Source organism: Acinetobacter sp. B-6, assembly GCF_056930735.1.
The window spans coordinates 92887-115247 of sequence record NZ_JBXPBY010000009.1 but is presented as its reverse complement, the minus strand read 5'-3'; the positions used below and the strand labels follow the sequence as shown (position 1 = coordinate 115247).

Genomic DNA, 22361 nt, shown 5'->3' with positions numbered 1-22361 from the left:
CATTACATCATGCTGTTAAAATAGAAAATCAAATAAAGTGACATGAACACTCAATTCGATCATTAAATTGTTTCGACTTTCCACTCACCTGCAACATTCACCAATTGGTGTGTTGCATTAGGAACTGAGTTTAAATCGTCATTACCCAATAGTTGAATTACACTTAAACCTTGTTTACGAGCCGTCTCAATCGCATCAAGCAAATCAGGAGCTGTTCCCTTCGGTGCAACCACTTTTTCAATCTGTTGATGTTGCCCCGCACTTAAAACATATAAGTCACAAGAGAAACCTGTTGCTGGGCGCGCTCGTCCAAAATGTTCACCAATACCATCATAACGACCACCTTGTGCTAATGGTGCTGCACGGTTTGGTGCATATACGGCATACATTAAGCCAGTGTGATAATGGTATGAACGAAGTTCTACCACATCAATCCCGATGTTGAGATTTGGCCAACGTGCTTGAATTTCGGTATATGTTGTTTTAAGTACATCAAAAGCATGTTTAAATGCTTCATCCGCAAAAATTTCTGTACTAATATGCGTTTGCAAAGCATCTAAGTCACTTGCATAACGACCTAAAGCATAAAAATCAGCGCCATATTTTAATTCTTGCGTAAACTCAGCAAGTTCTGGTAACGCTTTACGTTGATATAAGTCTGACAACTGACGTTCTGTTGACTTATTTAAACCTGCAAGCTTGACCAAACTTCTAAATAGCCCAACATGCCCTAAATCAAGATGGATACCATCCACCATACCCGCTGTTTTAATCAGATTAAGCATGACGTCGATCATTTCAACATCAGCATCAATGCTATCTGAACCAAATAATTCCGCACCAAGCTGTAAAGGTGCTCTCGTGGTATTAAAACCTTGTGGTTTAGTATGAAGTACTGTTCCTGCATAGCAGTAACGCGCCACACCTTGTACTTGATGTACATGGGCATCGATACGAGCCACTTGTGGTGTCATATCGGCACGCACACCAAGCAAACGACCAGAAAGTTGGTCGATGACTTTAAAAGTGGCTAGGTCTAAATCTTGATTCGATTCGGAAAGAGAAGAAAGTGATTCGATGTATTCGATGAATGGCGTATACACCAGCTGATAACCTCGGGATGCGAGGAAATCTAAAGCTTTACGGCGCAATTGTTCAATTACTTGCGCTTGCTCTGGTAATACATCAGCTACACCATCAGGTAATAACCATGTCTCTGAAATGGGCATGTTGTAAACCTAAATCCTGTCAGCGCGGAAGTAATCCGCATAAAAAAATCGGGAACACACCCGATTTCTCTTATTTTAGCACGATCATCCGCACCATGCATTAATAAAATAACTTTTGATTAATAAATTGCTGACAAGTATACAACTTACAGCAAAGTTAGAAACTGCAGCTTAAACTAAACACAATAGTTTGTATTTATTTAAATTTTCATTTTATAGCCGATTGCTATTTACACTGTTCAAAATATAATTCATTTGCATAGAAAAGCATCACCAACATCAATATTAACATGACTTAAATATTAAAATCGGGGAACGTATGGAACTTCATAGCAACATTTATTACAAACATCCAAATCCAAACCTTATGCTAAAACTGGATGAATTATTTAAAGCACATCGAGGGGATCAGGATAAATTTATGACTTCCGCGGTTGAGATCAACCCAGAGATGGGATATGAACTGGCTGAAGACCTTTTAAATACTGTAGACAATGTCGAGTTCGATTTAGGTCCAGAGTCCATTTATGCTGTTGATGGCTACTCCATTGCCCATTTTGTACATGGGTCTTCAGGTGACGAATTTGTTGAAGCAATTGTGCTTTTCTTAAAATCTCTACTTGATGAGATTGATGTACGTGCGTGGGGATGCGGTGATGATGACCCGTGGGAATTCTGGTTTAAATTTGAAGAAGATGAATTAATTCGTGAAGACGACGAACCATTTAACGACCCAGAAGAAGATGAGGAAATTAAATCCTCAATCTATACTTGGTGGCATGCAGGATTGCCTGAAAAAATTAAAGAAGGTTTTTTAAATCAAGAATAGAAGCTGTTTTGATTTAAAATGGGAAAAGCAAAAGCGCTATCCTTTTGCATTTCCCTTTATTTTGACTATTTTAAATAATCATCAACACTGATGACTTGTGAAAACATCTGAAATGCAGATAAACATGCCGTTTGCACATCTTCAGCTTGTACTGTTTTACCTGCATAACTGAGTTGGCGTGTCGCTGTTGCTTCAGCAATGATTATTGGTTGATAGCCCAATTCCGCTGCTGCGCGAGATGTCGCATCGACACACATATGCGTCATCATTCCGCTAATAACCAAACGCTCTATTTTAAGCTGATCAAGCACTTGCTTTAAGTTCGTTTGAAAGAAACTGTTAGGATAGTGCTTTTCAATGATGATTGGGTCTTGATTGATCTGCAAGCCAGCATGCAATTCAGCACCCTCTGTTCCCTCTTGAAAAAAAGTTGCTTGCGCTTGTTTGGCAATATGTTGAATATAAATAATCGGTTGAGCATTTTTGATAAAATCAGCTTCCAATCGATTGATATTTGTTAAAGCTTGTTCTGCACCAAACAACGCCATCTTGCCTTGTGGAAAATAATCATTTTGAACATCAATCACCAATAAAGCAGTACGACTCATTTTCATTCTCACTGTTCTGTTGAAGTTTTTATAAGATTAAGCAAAATATCTAGCAGTTTGCAGACTCTCGTGAAAGAATAAATGTCTGACTACTTTCAAACTGAAAAAAGTTTAATTGCCCATGTTGCCAAATGACCCAATCGATCTAAAAATTTTAAAGATCCTGAAAACTGACTCTAGACTCAGTAATAAAGACATTGGACAATTGGTTCACCGTACAGGGCAAGCCGTTGGTAGTCGTATCGCCCGAATGCAAGACGAAGGTACAATTCAAAAATACACAATTGCTTTAAATCATCCAACGACTCAGTTTATCCGAGTAATGATGCAAAATAATGATTTTGAAAAGTTTGAAGCATTTGTTATGCAGTTTGAAGCGATCGAAAGTTGTTATAAAGTCTGCGGTTCTGCTTGCTATATGTTAGTGGCTCACTTTGACAGTCAAGCAATCAATCACTTTATCGAACAACTGTCCGAATGGGGACAATATTCGGTTGATAGTGTGGTAAAAACAATAGAACCTTAACAGAATTAACAATGATCGTTTTATACACTAAAATGTACTAGCTCAAACCAGATCTGACAGTTACCCATTTTTTAGTGTGCCTGTCAGGTTAAATTTGAGCTAAATTCTTCTCAGCCCAAATTCGCTTCCCATCAAGTAATGTTTCCAGTGGTGTGCGACCACAGCACATTTTTCCCTGATGAGTTCGTTCAGTATTATAGAATTTTTGCCAAACGTCTAGATCAGCTTGTAATTCCTCTAATGTACTATATAGCTTCTTCCTAAATGTAATTTGATAAAACTCCTGCAAGATCGTCTTATGGAAACGCTCGCATATTCCATTCGTTTGTGGGGATGCTGCTTTTGTTTTGGTGTGATCAATATCATTGATGGCTAAATATAGCTCATAATCATGTTGTCCAACCTTACCGCAATATTCAGTACCTCTATCTGTCAGGATACGCAGCATTGGTAGATCCTGCGACTGATAAAATGGTAGTACACGATCATTTAACAGATCTGCTGCTGTAATCGGTGTTTTCGTTGTATAGAGCTTGCAATGAACGACTTTGCTGTAGGTGTCGATAAAAGTTTGTTGATAGATTCGACCAACACCTTTCAGATTGCCAACGTAAAATGTATCTTGGGCTCCAAGATATCCTGGATGGTGTGTTTCTATCTCGCCACAAGCAACATCATCTTCATGTTTACGCTCAAGTGCAGCAATCTGATGATCATTTAACTCAAAGCCATATTGTGCCACTTTGGCTTCTAAGGCTTTCAATCGCTTTTTAAAATTCTCTAAATCGTGGCGAAGCCAAATAGATCGAACCCCGCTACCTGAAATGAATACACCATTTTTACGCAATTCATTACTACTGCGGTGTTGACCATAAGCTGGATATTGGATTGCGAAATCAATAACGGCTTGTTCTATGGCATCGTCTACACGATTCTTAAGATTCGGTACTCTTCGGGATTTATTGATGAGTGAATCAACACCACCTGATTCAACGAGTTCCTGATAACGGTAAAAGGTATCTCTAGAGACACCCATGACTTTACAAGCTCTGGATACATTCTGAAGTTCTTCAGCTAAATTGAGTAAGCCTACTTTGTGTTTGATGATTTGATTGTTAGTATGCAACATAAGAAAGTTACCTTTGTTTGATTAAGATTCGACACCTTTATCAAAACGGGTAACTTTCTCTTTTTCAAGATCAATGTCTGATCAGATCTGAACTAATACAACTAAAAAAACCTAGTATATATTTGTTAATTCTACACATCTAGAATTTACTTAAAGCGTATCTTTTAAAAATAGATCTAAAATTTGGCTTAGTTGCCCCTCTAACATAAACTTACCTAAATGTATTTCTGCAAACGGCTCTGCATATTCAATTAGTTTTGTTTTTTCTTGCGACACAATGCATTCTGCAACCAATTTTGCTTTTCAAATATGTGTTTTATCTAAGGGTAACAAGTCAGTAGTATTCATCCCCAATGGAGTTGCATTAATCAAAATATCAATACATGTTAAATTAACTACATCCAACGTAATATTTGCATTTGGAAATAGCTTTAATAATTTAGCTCTTAAATATTGTGCTTTTTCTTCTGTCCGATTTAATATAACAAGTTTCTGGCATTGCTCTTGAAGCAACTGATATGCGATAGAAGATGCTGCTCCACCAGCTCCAACTAAAACGCAAACTTTATTTTTTACAACATAACCTTGTTTAAACAAGCCATTAACAAATCCTAATCCATCAAAATTATAGCCATGTAATATATTTGAATCTCTTTTTAAAATCACATTACATGCTTGAAGAAAACCAACATTTTCTTCAAAACTATTTAGTAAAGATACTATCGAGTTTTTAAAAGGCATTGTAATCACTGCACCAATAAAATTTTCAATACATTTCAAACCATCGATTGTCCTTTTTAAATTCTCCTTACTCACATGAAATCCTACAACCACATATTCTCCCAACAAACCGCGTTCATATAGCAGTTGGTTTAACATTTCTGGAGTTTTTGCCTTTACTATAGGGTCTCCAATTAAGGCTATTATTTTTGTTGAGCCATTTATTTTCATTGAGCTATATCTCTTAGTCTACAGGTTATAATAACTCGTACTAATCCAATGGCAAAGTCGTGGTTAGTTTGATTTTTTGCAAAGGGATTTCAGTTTTTACATTCTGAATTCCTGATATTTTATTAAGATGATTGATTTGAAACTTTCGATAAGCTTCTAAATCAGAAACAACGATACGTAAGAAAAAATCACAATCGCCTGCCATCAATTGGCACTCTACGATCTGAGGAATATTCATAATCGAATCGATAAAACGGTTTACGGTTTGCTCATCCTGACTTTTCAACCAAATTCGAGCAAACACCGTCAAACCGAGATTGACTTTTTGCGGGTTTACCAAAGCCACATATCGGTCAATGATCCCTTCATCTTCAAGTTGTTTGACTCGTCTTAAACATGGGGAAGCGGATAATCCGATCTGCTCGGCTAACTCATTATTCTGCAACTTACCGTTTTGCTGTAAACCGCGCAAAATACGACGATCTATTTGGTCTAATTTCATAAAACCAGTCTTAGTATATAAATTTAAAAAATAACATATTTCAGCAATATTATTGCAAAATAAATTTTACAAGCAGAAAATTTAGAGAAAAATAGCCTATCAAGTGGCATAAAATAAACAAACACCGTATTTTCGACTTTGAGCTTCTCATGTTAAGTTTTAAAAACGCCGCAGCAGAACTGAATGATTCTATTGATTTCAGAGAATTTTTACGCGGTCTTAAAACATCCATTCCGATGTTATTAGGGATTATCCCTTTTGCCTTGGTACTGGGAACTCAAGCTGCTCAAAAAGGTTTCTCTGCTTTAGAAGTCCCTCTACTTACAGGACTTAATTTTGCGGGTGGTTCAGAATTTGCCATTATTGAAGTATGGACCCAACCACCACAACTTCTTTTTCTGATCTTAATCACGTTTTTGGTGAATAGTCGCCATATTTTAATGGGCGCTAGTTTAGCACCTTATATTCGACACTTGCCCAACCGTAAAGCATTGCCTTTGTTATTTTTTATGTGTGATGAAAGTTGGGCTTTAAGCATTACCGATGCCCACAAACAAAATCCACGAAATCCCTATGCAGGCTTTAGTGTGTTCTTTTATATCGGACTCTGCTTTGCACTTTATGTTATGTGGGTTAGCTTCACCACGCTTGGCGTTGGTATTGGCTCTTTTCTTGGAGATGTTACCAAATTTGGTTTTGACATGGCTTTTCCGGCTGTATGCTTAGTGCTTTTACGTGGAATGTGGAAAGGCTTTAAACCCGCATTACCTTGGTTGGTTAGCCTCATCGCTGCCGCTTTGGCTTATTACTTTTTACCCAAAGGATGGTACGTTTTGGTGGGTTCTATTTCAGGAATTATTGCTGCCTTCTTGTTTATTGGAGATGAAGAATGATTCATATGACCACCTTTATCGCGATTCTATGCGTTGGATTGACCACATATTCAACCAGAGTTTTAGGCTATTTGGTGTTAAAAAATCGACAGCTCAGCAAAAGAACCACACGGATTTTGCAAGTCATTCCAGGTTGCGTACTTGTTTCTGTCATCGCACCATATTTTGTTTCTGATCATCCAGCGAATTTAGTTGCAATTGCCGTGACCATACTGGCTGCTTGTTATTTGTCTTTACTTCCTACTGTAATGATCAGTATTGTCGCCACAGCGATGTTGAGATACTTGATCGCATAAAGTATCTCAACTGTTTGAGAGCATGATTTGCCCATCCATCTCTACGTTCTTGAGCAAATTAAGGCTGTTTACTTTGTTGAAGTATTTTAATCAGTTCAGCATTTTGAAACTCAACTTGAGTCAAGCGATTTGAGGTATTGTCCAAGACCTCTTGTTGTACATGCATCTTTTTTGCTAAATCCTGCATAATTTGTAATGTTTGTTTAAGATGATTCTCCTGTGATTGAATCAAATGTTCTTGGTGATTGGTTCGCTCAATTAAAGTGATATTTTGCTTATTCAACTTCCCCATTTGCCAAACCATAAAAATAATTGCCAAATAGACAATCACCAAAGTGATATACATAAAAAACATCATCATTCCCCAATTATAAGATGCGATCTATCATTATTTTATCTTTATTTCAGCACGTTAAAAGTGATGAATTCTCATCGTGTTGCATGCATTGTTATCACACACGCATCAGTGAATGTTCAATAGAATGATTCACACAGATCAAGCAAGCGATTCGCATAGCCCCATTCATTATCATACCAAGCAAAAACCTTAGCCTGCTGTCCTACAACAAGTGTTTGGGTGAGATCAACAATCAATGAATAAGGTGAATGATTAAAATCACTAGAAACCAATAGTTCATCTGTCACGGACATAATTTCCGCATAATCATATTTTGCAGCTTGAACCAAAGTTTGATTAATCAAATGAGTCGTCATCGCTGACTTTGCAACAAAGCTTAAATCAATTGCAGCCACATTAATGGTCGGTACCCGAATTGAAAAACCATCAATTCGATTTTCCATTTTTGGCATGACTTGCTTCAATGCACCCAGCGCTGAAGATGTGGTTGGAATAATGTTTTGACCTGAAGCTCTAGCACGACGCAAATCACGATGAGCATGATCCAATACCGATTGATCCGCTGTAACCGCGTGAATTTCTGTCATCAAGGCACTTTCTATACCAAAAGCATCATCAATAATTTTGACCAATGGCACCAACGCCTGTGTGGTACAAGACACACTGGAAATGATTTGGTCAGAGGCTTTTACTTCATGGTGATTAACACCATATACGATTGCAGCATCAACAGTATCAAATGGTGCAGCACCAACAATGACACGCTTAGCTCCAGCAATTAAATGCTGTGTTGCAGCCGCTCTAGAACGAAATAGACCCGTACACTCTAAAACAACATTAATATCCAATTCTTTCCAAGGTAGCAGTGCTGGATTTTCTTGTCTTAAAATCAGAACTTTAAGTTTTATCTGACGAGCATCAATAGACATATAAAGCTGTCCATTTTCTTCAACAATATTGACTGCACCATCGAAACGTCCGTGAGTGGTGTCATATTTAAATAAATGAACCAATGTTTCAACGTCTGCGATATCATTGATGGCAACAATTTCAAAATGAAAGTTCTTCGGATTTTCAAACCAAGCTCTTAATACATTTCGCCCAATCCGCCCGAATCCGTTTATTGCCACACGTTGCATCAGATGTCCTTTTACAGCCAAACTACCATAATCAGTTATATGGTATAAGATTTATGGTCACTACTGTTAATATATAGCTGACTTTAGCAAGAAAAATTTCGAAAACAATAGAATTTAAAAACATCAGTGGATAAAAAAATGTATTCATCTTTGCTCACCATGACTTTTATGCGATGTTTGTTCTATTTTTGCTGTATTGCAATATGTATTTTTATATTGATTCCTTTCAGTTATGCCCAACAAATGAATGTTCAAAATACTTATTCTCGATGCAGCGAAACACAGACTCAGCAATTACTTGATCAACTTAACCTAATTTCATCACAACACAGTGATACACGCTACCCAACATTTGAGACCTGTATCGAGCTGGATCAAAATCTGCAATTGATCGCAGTTAGTCAACCACTTCCTCTGTCGTCTGGGTATCCAGATTACGACTTAAATCTTTACTTAATTGACAATACATCTGAAAAAATTCTAAATCACTATCATTATCCAATGAAGATTACTTCAGATATCGGTCAGTATGAAAACTCACAATTTGATATTCATCACTTTTCTACAGACTATGCAACACCCGTTATTGGTCTGGCTTTAACCTACAAGCATTTAGGCAGGATCGACAAAACAATACGTGAAATAAAGTTATTCAAAATCAACAATCACCAACTGCAATTGGTTTTAGATAAATTTATGACGAATTACTCAGCTAGCGAAAGACCGTCTATGTGTGAAAATAATCAACAAATCGAGACTCAAATATTACTTCACCCATTAAAACAAAACAGTCACGGTTTAGCAGATATTCAACTCACTGAAAAAACAGAGCGCATAACACTTGACGAAAAAAATTGTAGTACCCATCGTATTGTCAAAAAGCAACGTCATATCATGAAATTTGATGGTAAAGAATATCGTTTTAAACATCTTAAATTTTTAGAGATGAGTCTATGAAAATATTACAGATTTACCTTGGCATGGCATTGGTTTACATTTCAGGAAACTTATTTGCAGCTCCCTATCAACGTTGCTCAGAACAACAGCAACAACAATTGATTGACCAATTTAAATTGGTCAATCAGCGTTTTGCCAATACAGATGCAAAAACATATCAAAGCTGTATCAATTTAGACAATGCGCAAAGAATTCACTTAATCGCCATTAGCCAGCCAATTGATTATAAATCTTATGATGACATGGAACATGATCTAAATTTATATCTAATTGATTCTTCACAGCATAAAATTCTGCAAAAGTATAAAGCACCAGAAACCTTTTACTCAGATGCCGATCATTATGATGGTGCACAGCTACATACCACCCGTTTTTCAACATTAAATGATATTGATATCGTGGGTATTGAAACTTTATCGTCGCATCGAGGTGGTTTCACTTATAGTCACAGTAATTTAACTTTATTTAAAGTTAATCCTAAACTCCCCATCAAAGAAATCGGGGGCATCAGCATGAATGATAGCGGTGATGAACGAATTGGAAACTGCCCTGAAAATAGCAATTCAGAAGTCAGGCGCATTCTGGTTCTTTCAAATAAAACTACACATGGCTTACAGGACATCATTTTAAAAGAAACTAAAAATCAGACCAAAACTAACTACAAAACCTGTACTTCGGTGAAAAAACAATATAAGCAACAACAAACGCTTAAATTTAATGGTCAAGTATATAAATTTCAGCATCATAACTTTTTAAGTATTGATCCTTTTTAATTTGCGTTAAATGTTGTAATGACAATGTAGGGGTATTTTAAATTTTGTAGAATTTAAAACCTATTTGGACCAAAGTCGCAATTGTATAGAAAAACCAATAATTCACCTTAAAATCATTGGTGGAGCGTGTATTTTCCGTTATACTTTGGCGTTTTTAAAAATTAAGCCTGTGTGCAGACTGAGCAATAAAATTAGACTCAGTGACACACTTTTAGCCAATATGAAAATTGAGGAGTGACTTGGTTGTGAGTACTCGTTTTATGACTACTGCTGAAATACGTGAAGCATTTTTGCGTTACTTTGAATCGCAAGGACATACACGTGTCGCGTCGAGCTCACTTGTACCCGCCAATGACCCTACTCTGCTGTTTACCAATGCAGGCATGAATCAGTTTAAGGATTGTTTCCTTGGTCTAGAAAAACGCGACTATGTTCGTGCAACAACTTCACAAAAATGTGTCCGTGCTGGTGGTAAGCATAACGACTTGGATAATGTGGGTTATACAGCACGTCACCACACTTTCTTTGAAATGTTAGGTAACTTTTCTTTTGGTGATTACTTTAAGCATGATGCTATTCGTTTTGCTTGGGATTTCCTAACAGGTGAAGAATGGTTAGCACTTCCAAAAGACAAACTCTATGCCACTGTTTATCATACAGATGACGAAGCTTTTGATATTTGGAACAAAGAAATCGGTCTAGATGCTAGCCGTATCATCCGTATTGGTGACAATAAAGGCGAGAAATACGCATCTGATAACTTCTGGGCGATGGGTGATACAGGTCCTTGTGGTCCTTGCTCTGAAATTTTCTTTGATCATGGCGATCATATCTGGGGTGGCTTACCTGGCACACCTGAAGAAGACGGTGACCGTTTTATCGAAATTTGGAATAACGTCTTTATGCAGTTTAACCGTACTGCTGATGGCGTCTTGCACAATCTTCCTGCGCCATCTGTCGATACAGGTATGGGCTTAGAGCGTATTTCTGCTGTTTTACAACACGTCAATTCAAACTACGAAATTGACTTGTTCCAAAACTTATTGAAATCTGCAGCTGAAATCATCGGCGTAGATATGAGCCAAGCTCAAGCTGAGGCTCAGACTCAAAATAAACCAATTGAATACCCAGCTTCGCTTAAAGTTGTTGCAGATCATGCACGTTCATGCTGTTTCTTGATTGCTGATGGTGTAAATCCATCCAATGAAGGACGTGGTTATGTGTTACGTCGTATTATTCGTCGTGCTGTACGCCATGGTAATAAAATGGGCGCAACCGGTACTTTCTTCTACAAAATGTTGCAACCACTCATTGATGTGATGGGTGAAGCTTATCCTGAATTGGTTGAGCGTCGTCAAGTCATTGAAAATGCTTTGATTCGTGAAGAAGAGTTGTTTGCAAAAACACTTGAACAAGGTTTGAAATTACTTGAAGGTGAATTAGCAAACCTGAAAGGTAAAATTATCCCAGGTGAGACTGTCTTTAAACTTTACGATACTTATGGCTTCCCAACTGACTTAACTGCCGATATTGCACGTGAACGTGAACTCGAAATTGATGAAGCAGGTTTTGAAATTGAAATGGCTGCACAGCGTCAACGTGCACGTGAAGCAGGCAAATTTGCAGTTGATTACAACAGCATTGTAAAAGTAGATAGCGAAACTCAGTTTGACGGCTATGACGCAACTCAGGGTCAGGGACAAATTGTTGCGATCTATAAAGATGGTGTTCAAGTTGACGAAATCGTTGAAGGTGATGAAGCATTGATCGTGCTGAACCAAACACCATTCTATGCAGAAAGCGGTGGTCAAATTGGTGACACAGGTATCTTCAAAAATGAAACCGGTATTTTTGAAGTTCAAGATACCAAAAAATCAGGTAATGCATTTGTTCATCAAGGTATTGTCACTGTAGGCAGTCTAAAAGCAACACAGAGCGTTGAAGCTATTGTAAAAGCTGACATCCGTGACGCGACTGCACGTAACCACTCTGCCACTCACCTTTTACATGCTGCATTACGTCAAATTTTAGGTGAACATGTTCAGCAAAAAGGTTCATTGGTTGCCTCTGATCTTTTACGTTTTGACTTTGCCAATGACCAACCTGTGAGCTTCGAACAACTGCAACAAGTTGAACGTTTAGTGAACCTTGAAATTATTGCCAATACTGCTGTATCTACAGAACTTCTCGGCATCGAAGCAGCCAAAGATAAAGGCGCAATGATGTTGTTTGGTGAAAAGTATGGTGATGAAGTTCGTGTACTGTCTATGGGCTCACTAAAAGATGAGAAAAATTTCTCGATCGAGCTGTGTGGTGGTATCCATGTAAAACGTACAGGTGATATTGGTTTATTCAAAATCACTTCTGAAGGTGGTGTTGCTGCGGGTGTACGTCGTATTGAAGCTGTCACAGGCACGAAAGCACTGGAAGTAGTACAAAAAGTAGATGCCGATATTTTATATATCAATGATCTACTGAAAGCCCAAAAAGACCAAACTGTTGAGAAAGTTGAAGCAGCGGTTGAAAATGCGCATCAACTGCAAAAACAAATCGAACAATTGAATCAAAAATTGGCGAACTTCCAAGCTTCTGACTTGATCAATCAAGTTACAGAAATTGCTGGTCGTCAAACACTTATTGCCACAGTTCAAGGACAAGATGCGAAGTCAGTTCGCCATCTTCATGACAGTGTCAAATCTAAATTAGAGAATGCAGTAATCGTGCTTGCAGGTGTTGAAGGTGACAAAGTGAGCCTGATCGCATCTGTAGCTAAAGATTTCACTGCAAATCTAAAAGCAGGTGACATCATCAAACACTTAGCAACTGAGCTTGGTGGTAAAGGTGGTGGTAAACCTGACTTAGCACAAGGTGGCGCGCCACTAAACGAGAAGTTTGAACAAGTGATGACAGATTTAACTGCATGGCTTGCTCAAAAATAAAACTTCACCTTTTGTGTAACTGACTCTAATGCCAATTAGAGTCATGGCTTATATGGAACAACTATGGCATTAATCGTTCAAAAATATGGCGGTACTTCTATGGGTACTCCCGAGCGCATTTTAAATGTTGCTCGTCGTGTAAAGCGTTGGCATGACCACGGCCACAAGGTTGTAGTGGTTGTATCAGCAATGAGTGGTGAAACCAACCGCTTATTAGCTTTAGCGAAAGCCATTACCGAAACCCCTGATCCTCGTGAATTAGACCAAATGGTGTCAACGGGTGAACAGGTAACGATTTCAATGTTAGCAATGGCGCTCAATTCAATTGGTGTTGAAGCTAAGTCACTTACAGGTCGCCAAGTTGGGATTAAAACCGACAGCGCATTTACCAAAGCACGTATTGAAGCGATTGATACTGATGTAATGACCGGTCACTTAGATGCTGGTCGTGTCATTGTTGTTGCTGGCTTCCAAGGTTTTGATGCTGATGGTAATACAACAACTTTAGGTCGTGGTGGTTCAGATACATCTGGCGTTGCATTGGCAGCTGCCTTGAAAGCAGACGAGTGTCAAATTTATACTGATGTTGATGGTGTATATACCACTGACCCACGTGTTGCACCTAAAGCCAAAAAAGTTGATCGCATTTCATTTGAAGAAATGCTTGAAATGGCATCTCTTGGTTCTAAAGTTCTACAAATTCGCTCAGTTGAATTTGCAGGTAAATACCAAGTGCCTTTACGCGTGTTATCAAGCTTTGATAATGACAATGATGGCGCATTCGACGAAGACTTTAAAAAGAATGTCGGAACACTAATCACCACTGAAGCGGAAGACAGTATGGAACAGCCAATTATTTCTGGTATCGCATTTAACCGTGACGAAGCTAAATTAACAATTTTAGGTGTACCTGATGAACCAGGTATTGCTTCAAAAATTTTATCGCCTGTTGGTGCTGCAAACGTTGAAGTGGATATGATTATCCAAAACGTTGAAGAAGATGGTACGACTGATTTCACATTTACAGTAAATCGTGGCGAACTTAAAAAAGCCAAAGCGATTTTAGAAGAAACTGCAACAGCAATTGGCGCACGTGAAGTTGCAACACGTGATGATATCGTCAAGGTTTCTATCGTTGGCGTCGGTATGCGTTCACATGCAGGTGTTGCGAGTAAAATGTTTACAGCACTTGCAGATGAAGGGATCAATATTTTAATGATCTCGACTTCTGAAATTAAAATTTCTGTGATTATTGAAGAAAATTATCTTGAACTTGCGGTACGTTCTCTTCATACAGCGTTCGGTTTAGACCGTGAACATGGCGAATCAAGCGCACGTGCGTAATTTTTGATCAAATATAGCAACTTATTCGCTGTTTTGACCAAGAAAAAATCAGAGCCACTATAGTGTTTTCTATAGTGGCTCTGTTATATTAGTTTTTGAGGTTTTAAAAAATTTCAACGGAGGAGTGAGAAAGTGAAAAACTTGTCACATTATTCTGTTAAAATTATCGGTGCTATTTAAAGTTGTGTTTTCTATTTTTGTAGAAATTCATCGCAGGTTTAGCGTTTAAGCAAGGAGATAAACATGCTGATTCTGACCCGCCGTGTCGGAGAAACTTTGATGATTGGGGATCAAGTCAGTGTTACTGTGCTTGGTGTTAAAGGCAATCAAGTTCGTATTGGTGTGAATGCACCAAAAGAAGTTTCTGTACATCGCGAAGAAATTTATCAACGTATTCAACATGAACGTGCTATGCACGAACATTTGCAACATATTGATCAAGATTATCAACCTTCTTTTGAAGATGATAATTCGCAAAACACATATAATCGTTAAGATTATAAATGTTTTGAAATATAAAGCGGCTTATATAGCCGCTTTAAATTTATTTGAACCACTGGTAAAAAACTTTGTGCTTATTCAAGACCTAAAGCTTTTTTTACTGGTGAATAACTACGTCGGTGTTGATCAATAACCCCATGTTCTGCAATAGCATCAAAATGTGCCTTTGTTGGATAGCCTTTATGCTTTGCAAAACCAAATTGCGGATATTGCTTGTCTAAATCTACCATTTCATGATCACGGGTCACTTTTGCCAAAATACTGGCAGCACTGATTTCAGCATGTAACGCATCACCTCCTACCACAGCATCACAGCTCATGTTTAAGCCTTTCGGAACTTTGTTCCCATCAACCAATACATGCTCAGGAACAAGCTTTAATGCTTCTACAGCGCGTCGCATTGCCAACAATGAAGCTTGTAAGATGTTGAACTCATCAATTTCTTGATGTGTTGCTTCAGCTATCGCCCAAGCAAGTGCTTTTTCTTTAATCTCAATAAACAACTTTTCACGTTTCTTTTCAGTCAGTTTTTTTGAATCATTTAATCCTTCTATCGGATTATTTGGATCTAAAATAACAGCTGCAGCAACAACAGATCCAACCAATGGACCTCTGCCCGCTTCATCAACTCCAGCAACTAACATCGTCTTTCCTATCAAATCCATACCTAAATCATTAAAGCCTTAAACAATTCTAGGCAATTATTTCATTGCTTCAGCAACACAGGCATTAATTGTTTTTGTTACTGCATTGGAAACAATCGTTGCACGTGCCTGAGGATCTAGTGCCGCTGTTGCTAAGTCTACAGCAGAGACACTTTGTGGTGCTTTCTCACTCACACAACCACAAATTTGGCTTTGAACATTGCTTTTTTGTTCAGCAGTCATCACTCGTGTTGCCACTTTCCATGCAGGTAAGTTTTCTAATTCTGTCGTGCATTTTGCATTAATCGCAATTTTCATCGCTACAGCACCTAATTGCTGTGTCGTTGTCCCTGCTGCAGTAGGATCCATTGAATCCGTTGTCGCACAAGCAGTCAAAGCCAAGATCAAAGGTGCAATAAAGGCAGCAGTTTTTTTCACAATTTTTCCAGTTTATCGAATAAAGAATATATTTTGCCTAAACTTATAGTGAGATTAAACTAAAAATTCTAATAATCTTGTGCTCTGCCATTAAATGGATAATTATTTCTCATTTTCTGCATTAAGCGTTGCAAATTTAAAACAATCCGTTGAATTTTTGGAACTGATTTCCGTAGTAAAAATCCATATCATAGGCATCAAATTAAATTGGAATATGTAACATGCAACAAAAATCACAATACTATACAAGGACGGCACAGTGGTTACATTGGGTCATGGCAGTCATTTTTATCACCGCGTGGGTGATTGGTTTTTATAGTGGTAATTTTTTAAGCTATGATGTCGATGGTCCATTCAAAGGCGATGTTATCACCTTGCACAAAAATATCGCTTCAGTGATTATCTTTTTGGTGATTATTCGAATTTTTTGGCGTTATACACACCCAGTGCCAGAACTCCCAGCAACCATGTCTCCCTTGATGAAAACTTTGGCTCACTTGGGACATCTCGGTCTTTATTTCATGCTTTTGGCTTTACCGATCACAGGCTGTTTATTTAGCTGGAGTGCTGGTCATCCTGTTCCTGTATTATATCTGTTTGAGATTCCAAGACTGGTTCAAGACAATCCTGATTTAACTGCGATTGTAAAACCACTGCATATTTATATTTCATGGGCAGCTGGGCTATTACTGGTCGGGCATATTCTTGCAGCGCTTAAACACCATTTTATTGATAAAGATAATGTTTTAAAAAGCATGACTCGTCAGGGCTAAATCTCAAGATACAACGATTTGAGATTAAAATTGTTTGCACTTAAAAGCACATCTAAATGATGTGCTTTTTTTAAATTTATTTTAGGACAGGACATCTAGTAAAACCGCCTGATTATTCATACAAGTGATTTGGATGATTCATTTATTTTGTACTTTTGAATCATAAACAGTCTTGCTATCACGTGGCGACATGGATGTCGCCATGTTGAGCGGGGGTATTAGGATGTACCCCTTGCTCAACGGAAGATTTTTGTTACTTTTCATCTCTGAAAAGTAAAGTATCGCCTACGCAAAACAATTTAAACTTTAGAGCTAAAGCGTGGCTGTGCAAGCTTTATATCATCAAACAATATATTGATCGCTTTAATTTTATTGATCAACAGAAATGATATTCTACTGTATGAATTTTTCAACAGATTGACTATATCATCTATAATTTAAAGCTTCTTTTGCACAACCTTTTAAACTATTCATAACCGCCTTTTGAACCAAGCTGTCTTTAGCCGACTCGCTCACGGTCGACTTAAGCAATTCTGTAGCAGGAATATCATTTAAAGCATTATCGCTGACGCAAGCACAGATTTTCTCCTGCGCTTGGTTTTGCTGAGTGCTCGACCATAGAAAAGCCGAAGCTTGCCAAATTTTTGAAGATTTTAATTCATTGGCACATTGCAATTCTATCAAAGGCTTAAACATTTTTTGCGTCATGCTTTTATTGGAATCCGCACAAGCAACCGTGATGGGTAAAATCAACATCAATGCGGTTAAAAGTTTCAAATCATTTTCCTCATGAAAAAAAAACAGTGCTCACACACTGTTTTTTAATATAGCTAGGATATACCTTGACTTAGCTTAATGCATCTATTTGATGATTCCAATTTTGCTTTTCTTCAGCAGAAATAAAAGCAGCATCAAATGAGTTTTTTGCCAATTGTTTTAATTCTTGTGTCGATAAATCCAAAGCTTCTGCAATTGATATAAAGTTATCATTCATATATCCACCAAAATAAGATGGATCATCTGAATTTACAGTCACATGAACGCCCTGCTCTAATAAGCGCTGGATATTATGCTGCGCCATATCATTGACAACACATAGTTTAAGATTACTGAGTGGGCAAACCGTTAAAGGCATTTTTTCAGCAATTAAACGTTGCATAAGTACAGGATCTTCTTCTGAACGAACCCCATGATCTATACGATTGACTTTGAGTAGATCTAAAGCTTCCCATACATATTCAGCTGGACCTTCTTCTCCAGCATGTGCAACAACCAAAAATCCAGCTTCACGTGCTTTAGCAAAAACACGTTCGAATTTAGCAGGTGGATGCCCTACTTCACTTGAATCTAAACCAACACCAATGATTTGATCTTTAAATGGCAGTGCCTGTTTCAAGGTTTCAAAAGCAGCTTCTTCACTTAGATGGCGCAAGAAACACATAATCAAATGTGAACTAATCCCAAGCTTAGCTTTTGCATCATCACACGCACGTTGTAAACCGTTGATCACCGTTGCAAATGCTACACCACGGTCTGTATGTGTTTGTGGATCAAAGAACATTTCGGTATGTACCACATGATCTTCTGCGCATTTCTCAAAATACGCCCAAGCCAAATCATAGAAATCCTGTTCCTTAACCAGTACATTCGCGCCTGCATAATAAATATCAAGAAATGATTGAAGGTTATGGAAGTTATATGCCTGTTTGACTTCCTCTACAGATTTATAAGGAATATCAATCTGATTACGTTGAGCAATCGCAAACATGAGTTCTGGCTCGAACGTGCCTTCAATATGTACATGGAGTTCCGCCTTTGGCAAAGCACGGATGAGTTCTAACCTATTCACGATATATCCTCAAATTTCTTAAATTAAATCAAAACATCCAAATCTCTTGGATTTATATCTACACATTAAATAAAAAAGGGTGCAAACATGAGTTTACACCCTCTACGCATTTCTGGATATTAGCCACCAAATGCAACGAATTTAATCACCCAAAGCACAGCAATGATCCACACCATATAAGGTACAGTTTTAGCTTTACCTGTAAACAGTTTAACCAAAGCATAGCTAATGAATCCCATTGCAATACCATCTGCAATTGAGTAGGCAAACGGCATAAATACGATGGTCAAAAATGCAGGAACAGCTTCGGTAATGTCATCCCATTCAATGTTGGTGATCCCTTGGATCATCAATACACCAACAAATAATAATGCTGGTGCTGTTGCAAAACCAGGAACAGATTGAGCAAGCGGTGCTAGGAATAAACATGCAAGGAATAATAAACCCACAACAACAGCAGTTAAACCTGTACGACCACCAGCAGCAACACCTGCGGATGATTCAATATAAGGTGTCGTTGAAGATGTTCCTAAGGCAGCACCTGCAACAATTGCAGTAGAGTCTGCAAACAATGCTTTTTTCAAACGTGGCAATTTACCATCTTTTAACAAACCTGCACGATGTGAAACACCAACCAATGTGCCTGTTGAGTCAAAAAGATCAACCAAGAAGAATACAAAGATAACGCCTACCAAACTTGCTGAAAATAAATTTTCAAAATTCATTTGCATGAACGTTGGCGCAATTGAAGGAATTGTACCCACAACACCCTTAAACTCGTTTAAGCCGAGTGCTGTCGCAATACCTGTTACTGCTAAAATGCTGATAATAATTGCACCACGAACTTTATAGTGATGCATAATGACTGTGAGGAAAAAGCCTAACAAAGTCAATAAAACAGTCGGTTGTTTTAAATCACCTAAACCAACCAGCGTTGCTTGATTCGCAACAATAATGCCTGAGTTTTTCAATGCAACCAGCGCAAGGAATAAACCAATCCCTCCCCCTATTGCAAACTTCAATGACATTGGAATGGCATTTACAATGGCTTCTCGGATCTTAAACATACTAATTGCAATGAATACCAATCCAGAAACAAATACAGCAGCCAATGCTGTTTGCCACTCAACCCCCATTCCCAAGCAGACTGAATAAGTAAAATACGCATTCAACCCCATACCTGGTGCAAGCGCAATTGGATAGTTCGCTACCACCCCCATAACCAAACAACCAATTGCAGCTGCCAAACATGTTGCGACAAATACTGCACCATGATCCATACCTGTCTCAGATAGAATCAATGGATTAACAATGATGATATAACACATCGTTAAAAACGTTGTTAAACCTGCAAGTATTTCGGTTCTAAACGTTGTTTTGTTTTCACTTAATTTAAATAAGCGTTCGAGCAAACCCGCTGAAGGATTTGGATTCGTCATTGTTGAGCCCCTGTTAAGTTTGAGCTATTCGTTGATAAAATCGAGTTGATTGAGTAAATGATACATGGCATCAATTTAGCCGTAGTTAAGCATTCAATAAACATACCAAAATGACATTTCCGATAAAAAACTTGAATTAAAAAAGCTGCGAATGCGCAGCTTTAATATTCTAGAATGTATAAACGGACTTGATCGGTTACATTTCGCAAATTATATCATACTGTTTATATAATTTTATCAAACTGAACGTCCTCCCCCGTTCATTTCATCGGATCTGATAATTTTTGAACATCAGCATAGCCACTCTTGAGATTAGATGGATGAATGATTGCCCTTTAAAATATGCTGATTATTTGGGTTCGCTTCAACATTTTTAATGGTTAAATTTGCTTCTTTAATGATATTCAGCATTTCTTGCTGTTTTTTCTGTTGCGTATCCACATAGGTAAAATAACCAAGAAATAAAATCCCAGCGAAGACTGTCAAAGTTATGAGCTTTACCATTTTTAAATCATGTCAAGTGATAAATTTCGGCGATTATACATATATTTTGTGACTTGTATAACATTTTTATCTAAAAAAATGAATCAAGATGCATTTATTAAAATATCGCACTTGAACAGTGCATTTTTATGGACCAAACACCCTAAAATGACAACAATTAAAGCAAAATTCAGGTTAGGACATTAAATTTTAGACTTGCTTAAATTAACCTACACATCGTCTATCGTGTAGGTGTACATCTTCCTTGATGATAAATAACATAGCAAAATCTAAAGACTTAATACGAGAAAGACAAACCATAAAACATTATTCAGTAATCAACATTGAAGACTGCTTTTAATTAATCTGTCCGCCTGATGCTGCAATCAATTGTGCTGTATTGTTTAACTGTCGTTGTTTTAACTCCAAAGTTGCTTGTTCTGCCTGTAAGCGCAAATTTTGTGCCGTAACCACTTCTAAATAACTCACCATACCTGCTTGATAACGGCGAGTGACCACTTGTTCATTTTCTCTTGCTAATTCAAATAAACGACTTTGTTCATTTTGTTGTTGCCTAAAACTGGTAGATTGTAGAAGTGCATCTTCAACTTCTTTCCATCCTGTTAAAACCTTTTGTTTATAAGTTGCCGTTTTTTCAGCATAACGTGCTTGTGCAAGCTCAATTTCAGCTTTACGTTTACCGCCATCAAATATCATTGATGTCGCTTGCAAACCTGTTGACCATAAGTATTGTGGCGCTTGGAATAATTGACTCAAAGTTTGAGCATTGACTGAGCCATTTATACCGATACTAAGATCAGGTAGCCAAGCCGTTTGCGCTAATCCAAGTTCTGCATGTGTGGCTGCAAGTTCTCGTTCAGCACGTCGAACATCTGGACGCTGAATTAATAAACGGCTAGGAATTTGTGTGGGTAAAACAGGTATTTGAAAGGTTTGTTGCTGCCGAGCCAAGTGAAATTGTGAAACCGTTTTGCCCTGTAGTACAGCCAAAATATTTTCTTGTAAATCACGATCACGTTGTATTTCAATCTGCTGAATATCAACTTGTTTGAGCTGCGTTTCTGCTTGAATCACATCTGCACGTGCGATCATTCCAGCAAGATATTGGTTATTGAGAATCTCGACAGATCGTGAATAACTTTTTTGGGTTTGCTGTAATATCGCTAACTGCGCATCCAATATCCGTATATTCCAATAAGCCTCTGTTGCTAATAATTGCTGATTGAGTCTTACAGCATCTAAGTCTGCTTGAGAAGCGGCTAGATTTGCATTTTGCCCTTCAATCGCTTTTGCAACTCTGCCCCACAAATCTGGGATCCAACTGGCTTGAATACCCGTAGACCATTGATTTTTTGCTGAGCTTTGCTTGCTTGCTTGACGATTTACTCCACCGTCTACGGTTAACTTTGCTGAACGTTGCGCATACTGTTGGTTGAGTAATGCGGCCGCTTGTACATATCGTGCTTCAGCCTGTTTTAAATCCAAATTTTCGAGATTGAGTTGTTGCATCAATTGATTCAAGGTTGAATCGTGATAAATCTCCCACCATGCATTTGACTGTATTTTTAAATTTTCGGTTTGTTTCCAGTTTAAAGTTGAATATTTATAGTGCTGATCTGCTTGAATAATTGGCACTTGATAATGCGGTGGATGCCAAACTTTGGTTGATTGACATGCTGTCAAGAACAACATACAACTTAGACTGAACATATTTTTTTTGATTAAATTTTGCATGTTATA

Annotated in this window: 24 protein-coding genes; 10 read left to right on the top strand and 14 right to left on the bottom strand. The window is 37.8% G+C overall.

The features are described from left to right. Positions 1-62: 62 nt before the first annotated feature. A complete protein-coding gene (locus tag AC1Z3T_RS12570; protein WP_100885011.1) occupies positions 63-1229 on the bottom strand; it encodes an ATP phosphoribosyltransferase regulatory subunit in 1167 nt (388 codons plus the stop codon). Between the two features lie 319 nt (positions 1230-1548). On the opposite strand from AC1Z3T_RS12570, the gene AC1Z3T_RS12565 reads away from it, so the two are divergent. Then, positions 1549-2058 carry a hypothetical protein gene (locus tag AC1Z3T_RS12565; RefSeq protein WP_100885010.1) on the top strand — a complete coding sequence of 170 codons (510 nt, stop codon included), beginning with the start codon at positions 1549-1551 and terminating at the stop codon, positions 2056-2058. Positions 2059-2123: 65 nt separating this feature from the next. Here the strand turns inward: AC1Z3T_RS12565 and AC1Z3T_RS12560 are convergent, their stop codons facing one another. Further along, complete coding sequence (locus AC1Z3T_RS12560) at positions 2124-2666, bottom strand: cysteine hydrolase family protein (protein WP_100885009.1); 543 nt, start codon at positions 2664-2666, stop codon at positions 2124-2126. A gap of 121 nt (positions 2667-2787) precedes the next feature. Here AC1Z3T_RS12560 and AC1Z3T_RS12555 point away from each other — a divergent pair, with 121 nt between their 5' ends. Beyond that, positions 2788-3192 (top strand): Lrp/AsnC family transcriptional regulator, encoded by a 405-nt coding sequence (locus tag AC1Z3T_RS12555; RefSeq protein ID WP_005029494.1) that lies wholly within the window; start codon positions 2788-2790, stop codon positions 3190-3192. A gap of 88 nt (positions 3193-3280) precedes the next feature. On the opposite strand, the gene AC1Z3T_RS12550 is transcribed toward AC1Z3T_RS12555, so the two are convergent. The 3 genes from AC1Z3T_RS12550 to AC1Z3T_RS12540 form a co-directional block, all read right to left on the bottom strand. Next, entirely contained in the window at positions 3281-4321 is a 1041-nt protein-coding gene (locus tag AC1Z3T_RS12550) for an IS481 family transposase (RefSeq protein WP_483396675.1), read from the bottom strand. Positions 4322-4624: 303 nt separating this feature from the next. Further along, complete coding sequence (locus tag AC1Z3T_RS12545; RefSeq protein WP_228153690.1) at positions 4625-5272, bottom strand: shikimate dehydrogenase family protein; 648 nt, start codon at positions 5270-5272, stop codon at positions 4625-4627. Between the two features lie 40 nt (positions 5273-5312). Continuing rightward, positions 5313-5774, bottom strand: a complete 462-nt coding sequence (locus AC1Z3T_RS12540; RefSeq protein ID WP_483396674.1) for an Lrp/AsnC family transcriptional regulator — start codon at positions 5772-5774, stop codon at positions 5313-5315. A 149-nt stretch (positions 5775-5923) separates the two neighbouring features. Between AC1Z3T_RS12540 and AC1Z3T_RS12535 the strand changes: the two genes are divergently transcribed. Together AC1Z3T_RS12535 and AC1Z3T_RS12530 are read left to right on the top strand one after the other, a co-directional pair. Then, positions 5924-6667 (top strand): AzlC family ABC transporter permease, encoded by a 744-nt coding sequence (locus tag AC1Z3T_RS12535; protein WP_005029499.1) that lies wholly within the window; start codon positions 5924-5926, stop codon positions 6665-6667. Next, positions 6664-6963 (top strand): AzlD family protein, encoded by a 300-nt coding sequence (locus AC1Z3T_RS12530; RefSeq protein ID WP_009583918.1) that lies wholly within the window; start codon positions 6664-6666, stop codon positions 6961-6963. The genes AC1Z3T_RS12535 and AC1Z3T_RS12530 overlap by 4 nt, the downstream gene beginning before the upstream one ends. A 58-nt stretch (positions 6964-7021) precedes the next feature. Here the strand turns inward: AC1Z3T_RS12530 and AC1Z3T_RS12525 are convergent, their stop codons facing one another. Together AC1Z3T_RS12525 and AC1Z3T_RS12520 are read right to left on the bottom strand one after the other, a co-directional pair. Then, a complete protein-coding gene (locus AC1Z3T_RS12525; RefSeq protein ID WP_004831174.1) occupies positions 7022-7318 on the bottom strand; it encodes a hypothetical protein in 297 nt (98 codons plus the stop codon). Positions 7319-7437: 119 nt separating this feature from the next. Next, a complete protein-coding gene (locus AC1Z3T_RS12520) occupies positions 7438-8460 on the bottom strand; it encodes a type I glyceraldehyde-3-phosphate dehydrogenase (protein ID WP_005029503.1) in 1023 nt (340 codons plus the stop codon). Between the two features lie 138 nt (positions 8461-8598). Between AC1Z3T_RS12520 and AC1Z3T_RS12515 the strand changes: the two genes are divergently transcribed. The 5 genes from AC1Z3T_RS12515 to csrA all read left to right on the top strand — a co-directional run bounded on the left by AC1Z3T_RS12515 (position 8599) and on the right by csrA (position 14968). Beyond that, on the top strand, positions 8599-9417 hold the full coding sequence (locus AC1Z3T_RS12515) for a PA3715 family protein (protein ID WP_100885006.1): 819 nt from the start codon (positions 8599-8601) through the stop codon (positions 9415-9417). Continuing rightward, entirely contained in the window at positions 9414-10190 is a 777-nt protein-coding gene (locus AC1Z3T_RS12510) for a PA3715 family protein (RefSeq protein ID WP_100885005.1), read from the top strand. Before AC1Z3T_RS12515 ends, AC1Z3T_RS12510 begins: the two co-directional genes overlap by 4 nt. 245 nt (positions 10191-10435) lie before the next feature. Continuing rightward, positions 10436-13129, top strand: coding sequence for an alanine--tRNA ligase (gene alaS / locus AC1Z3T_RS12505; RefSeq protein WP_171266128.1), 2694 nt, complete (start codon positions 10436-10438; stop codon positions 13127-13129). Between the two features lie 63 nt (positions 13130-13192). Further along, positions 13193-14473 (top strand): aspartate kinase, encoded by a 1281-nt coding sequence (locus tag AC1Z3T_RS12500; protein WP_004831179.1) that lies wholly within the window; start codon positions 13193-13195, stop codon positions 14471-14473. 243 nt (positions 14474-14716) lie between these two features. Beyond that, entirely contained in the window at positions 14717-14968 is a 252-nt protein-coding gene (gene csrA / locus AC1Z3T_RS12495) for a carbon storage regulator CsrA (RefSeq protein ID WP_004721174.1), read from the top strand. 80 nt (positions 14969-15048) lie between these two features. On the opposite strand, the gene rnhB is transcribed toward csrA, so the two are convergent. Continuing rightward, the gene (rnhB, locus tag AC1Z3T_RS12490; RefSeq protein WP_004831181.1) at positions 15049-15618 is read right to left on the bottom strand and encodes a ribonuclease HII; all 570 of its coding nucleotides are present in this window, start codon (positions 15616-15618) and stop codon (positions 15049-15051) included. Between the two features lie 57 nt (positions 15619-15675). After that, on the bottom strand, positions 15676-16056 hold the full coding sequence (locus AC1Z3T_RS12485; protein WP_004831182.1) for a hypothetical protein: 381 nt from the start codon (positions 16054-16056) through the stop codon (positions 15676-15678). A 221-nt stretch (positions 16057-16277) separates the two neighbouring features. On the opposite strand from AC1Z3T_RS12485, the gene AC1Z3T_RS12480 reads away from it, so the two are divergent. Continuing rightward, a complete protein-coding gene (locus AC1Z3T_RS12480) occupies positions 16278-16829 on the top strand; it encodes a cytochrome b (RefSeq protein ID WP_009583912.1) in 552 nt (183 codons plus the stop codon). A gap of 426 nt (positions 16830-17255) precedes the next feature. On the opposite strand, the gene AC1Z3T_RS12475 is transcribed toward AC1Z3T_RS12480, so the two are convergent. From AC1Z3T_RS12475 to AC1Z3T_RS12455, 5 genes are all read right to left on the bottom strand, one after another. Then, positions 17256-17606, bottom strand: coding sequence for a hypothetical protein (locus AC1Z3T_RS12475; RefSeq protein ID WP_100885003.1), 351 nt, complete (start codon positions 17604-17606; stop codon positions 17256-17258). Between the two features lie 70 nt (positions 17607-17676). Then, positions 17677-18678, bottom strand: coding sequence for an adenosine deaminase (locus AC1Z3T_RS12470; protein ID WP_004831185.1), 1002 nt, complete (start codon positions 18676-18678; stop codon positions 17677-17679). Between the two features lie 119 nt (positions 18679-18797). After that, positions 18798-20117, bottom strand: coding sequence for an NCS2 family permease (locus tag AC1Z3T_RS12465; RefSeq protein WP_004831186.1), 1320 nt, complete (start codon positions 20115-20117; stop codon positions 18798-18800). A 312-nt stretch (positions 20118-20429) separates the two neighbouring features. Then, positions 20430-20621 carry a hypothetical protein gene (locus AC1Z3T_RS12460; protein WP_100885002.1) on the bottom strand — a complete coding sequence of 64 codons (192 nt, stop codon included), beginning with the start codon at positions 20619-20621 and terminating at the stop codon, positions 20430-20432. 336 nt (positions 20622-20957) lie between these two features. Continuing rightward, the gene (locus AC1Z3T_RS12455) at positions 20958-22355 is read right to left on the bottom strand and encodes an efflux transporter outer membrane subunit (protein WP_100885001.1); all 1398 of its coding nucleotides are present in this window, start codon (positions 22353-22355) and stop codon (positions 20958-20960) included. Between the last annotated feature and the right edge of the window lie 6 nt (positions 22356-22361).

Coding starts and splice junctions, on each gene's coding strand:
- AC1Z3T_RS12570 (WP_100885011.1), bottom strand. CDS start 1,229: ATGCCCATTTCAGAGACATGGTTATTACCTGATGGTGTAGCTGATGTA.
- AC1Z3T_RS12565 (WP_100885010.1), top strand. CDS start 1,549: ATGGAACTTCATAGCAACATTTATTACAAACATCCAAATCCAAACCTT.
- AC1Z3T_RS12560 (WP_100885009.1), bottom strand. CDS start 2,666: ATGAGTCGTACTGCTTTATTGGTGATTGATGTTCAAAATGATTATTTT.
- AC1Z3T_RS12555 (WP_005029494.1), top strand. CDS start 2,788: ATGTTGCCAAATGACCCAATCGATCTAAAAATTTTAAAGATCCTGAAA.
- AC1Z3T_RS12550 (WP_483396675.1), bottom strand. CDS start 4,321: ATGTTGCATACTAACAATCAAATCATCAAACACAAAGTAGGCTTACTC.
- AC1Z3T_RS12545 (WP_228153690.1), bottom strand. CDS start 5,272: ATGAAAATAAATGGCTCAACAAAAATAATAGCCTTAATTGGAGACCCT.
- AC1Z3T_RS12540 (WP_483396674.1), bottom strand. CDS start 5,774: ATGAAATTAGACCAAATAGATCGTCGTATTTTGCGCGGTTTACAGCAA.
- AC1Z3T_RS12535 (WP_005029499.1), top strand. CDS start 5,924: ATGTTAAGTTTTAAAAACGCCGCAGCAGAACTGAATGATTCTATTGAT.
- AC1Z3T_RS12530 (WP_009583918.1), top strand. CDS start 6,664: ATGATTCATATGACCACCTTTATCGCGATTCTATGCGTTGGATTGACC.
- AC1Z3T_RS12525 (WP_004831174.1), bottom strand. CDS start 7,318: ATGTTTTTTATGTATATCACTTTGGTGATTGTCTATTTGGCAATTATT.
- AC1Z3T_RS12520 (WP_005029503.1), bottom strand. CDS start 8,460: ATGCAACGTGTGGCAATAAACGGATTCGGGCGGATTGGGCGAAATGTA.
- AC1Z3T_RS12515 (WP_100885006.1), top strand. CDS start 8,599: ATGTATTCATCTTTGCTCACCATGACTTTTATGCGATGTTTGTTCTAT.
- AC1Z3T_RS12510 (WP_100885005.1), top strand. CDS start 9,414: ATGAAAATATTACAGATTTACCTTGGCATGGCATTGGTTTACATTTCA.
- AC1Z3T_RS12500 (WP_004831179.1), top strand. CDS start 13,193: ATGGCATTAATCGTTCAAAAATATGGCGGTACTTCTATGGGTACTCCC.
- csrA (WP_004721174.1), top strand. CDS start 14,717: ATGCTGATTCTGACCCGCCGTGTCGGAGAAACTTTGATGATTGGGGAT.
- rnhB (WP_004831181.1), bottom strand. CDS start 15,618: ATGTTAGTTGCTGGAGTTGATGAAGCGGGCAGAGGTCCATTGGTTGGA.
- AC1Z3T_RS12480 (WP_009583912.1), top strand. CDS start 16,278: ATGCAACAAAAATCACAATACTATACAAGGACGGCACAGTGGTTACAT.
- AC1Z3T_RS12465 (WP_004831186.1), bottom strand. CDS start 20,117: ATGACGAATCCAAATCCTTCAGCGGGTTTGCTCGAACGCTTATTTAAA.
- AC1Z3T_RS12460 (WP_100885002.1), bottom strand. CDS start 20,621: ATGGTAAAGCTCATAACTTTGACAGTCTTCGCTGGGATTTTATTTCTT.
- AC1Z3T_RS12455 (WP_100885001.1), bottom strand. CDS start 22,355: ATGCAAAATTTAATCAAAAAAAATATGTTCAGTCTAAGTTGTATGTTG.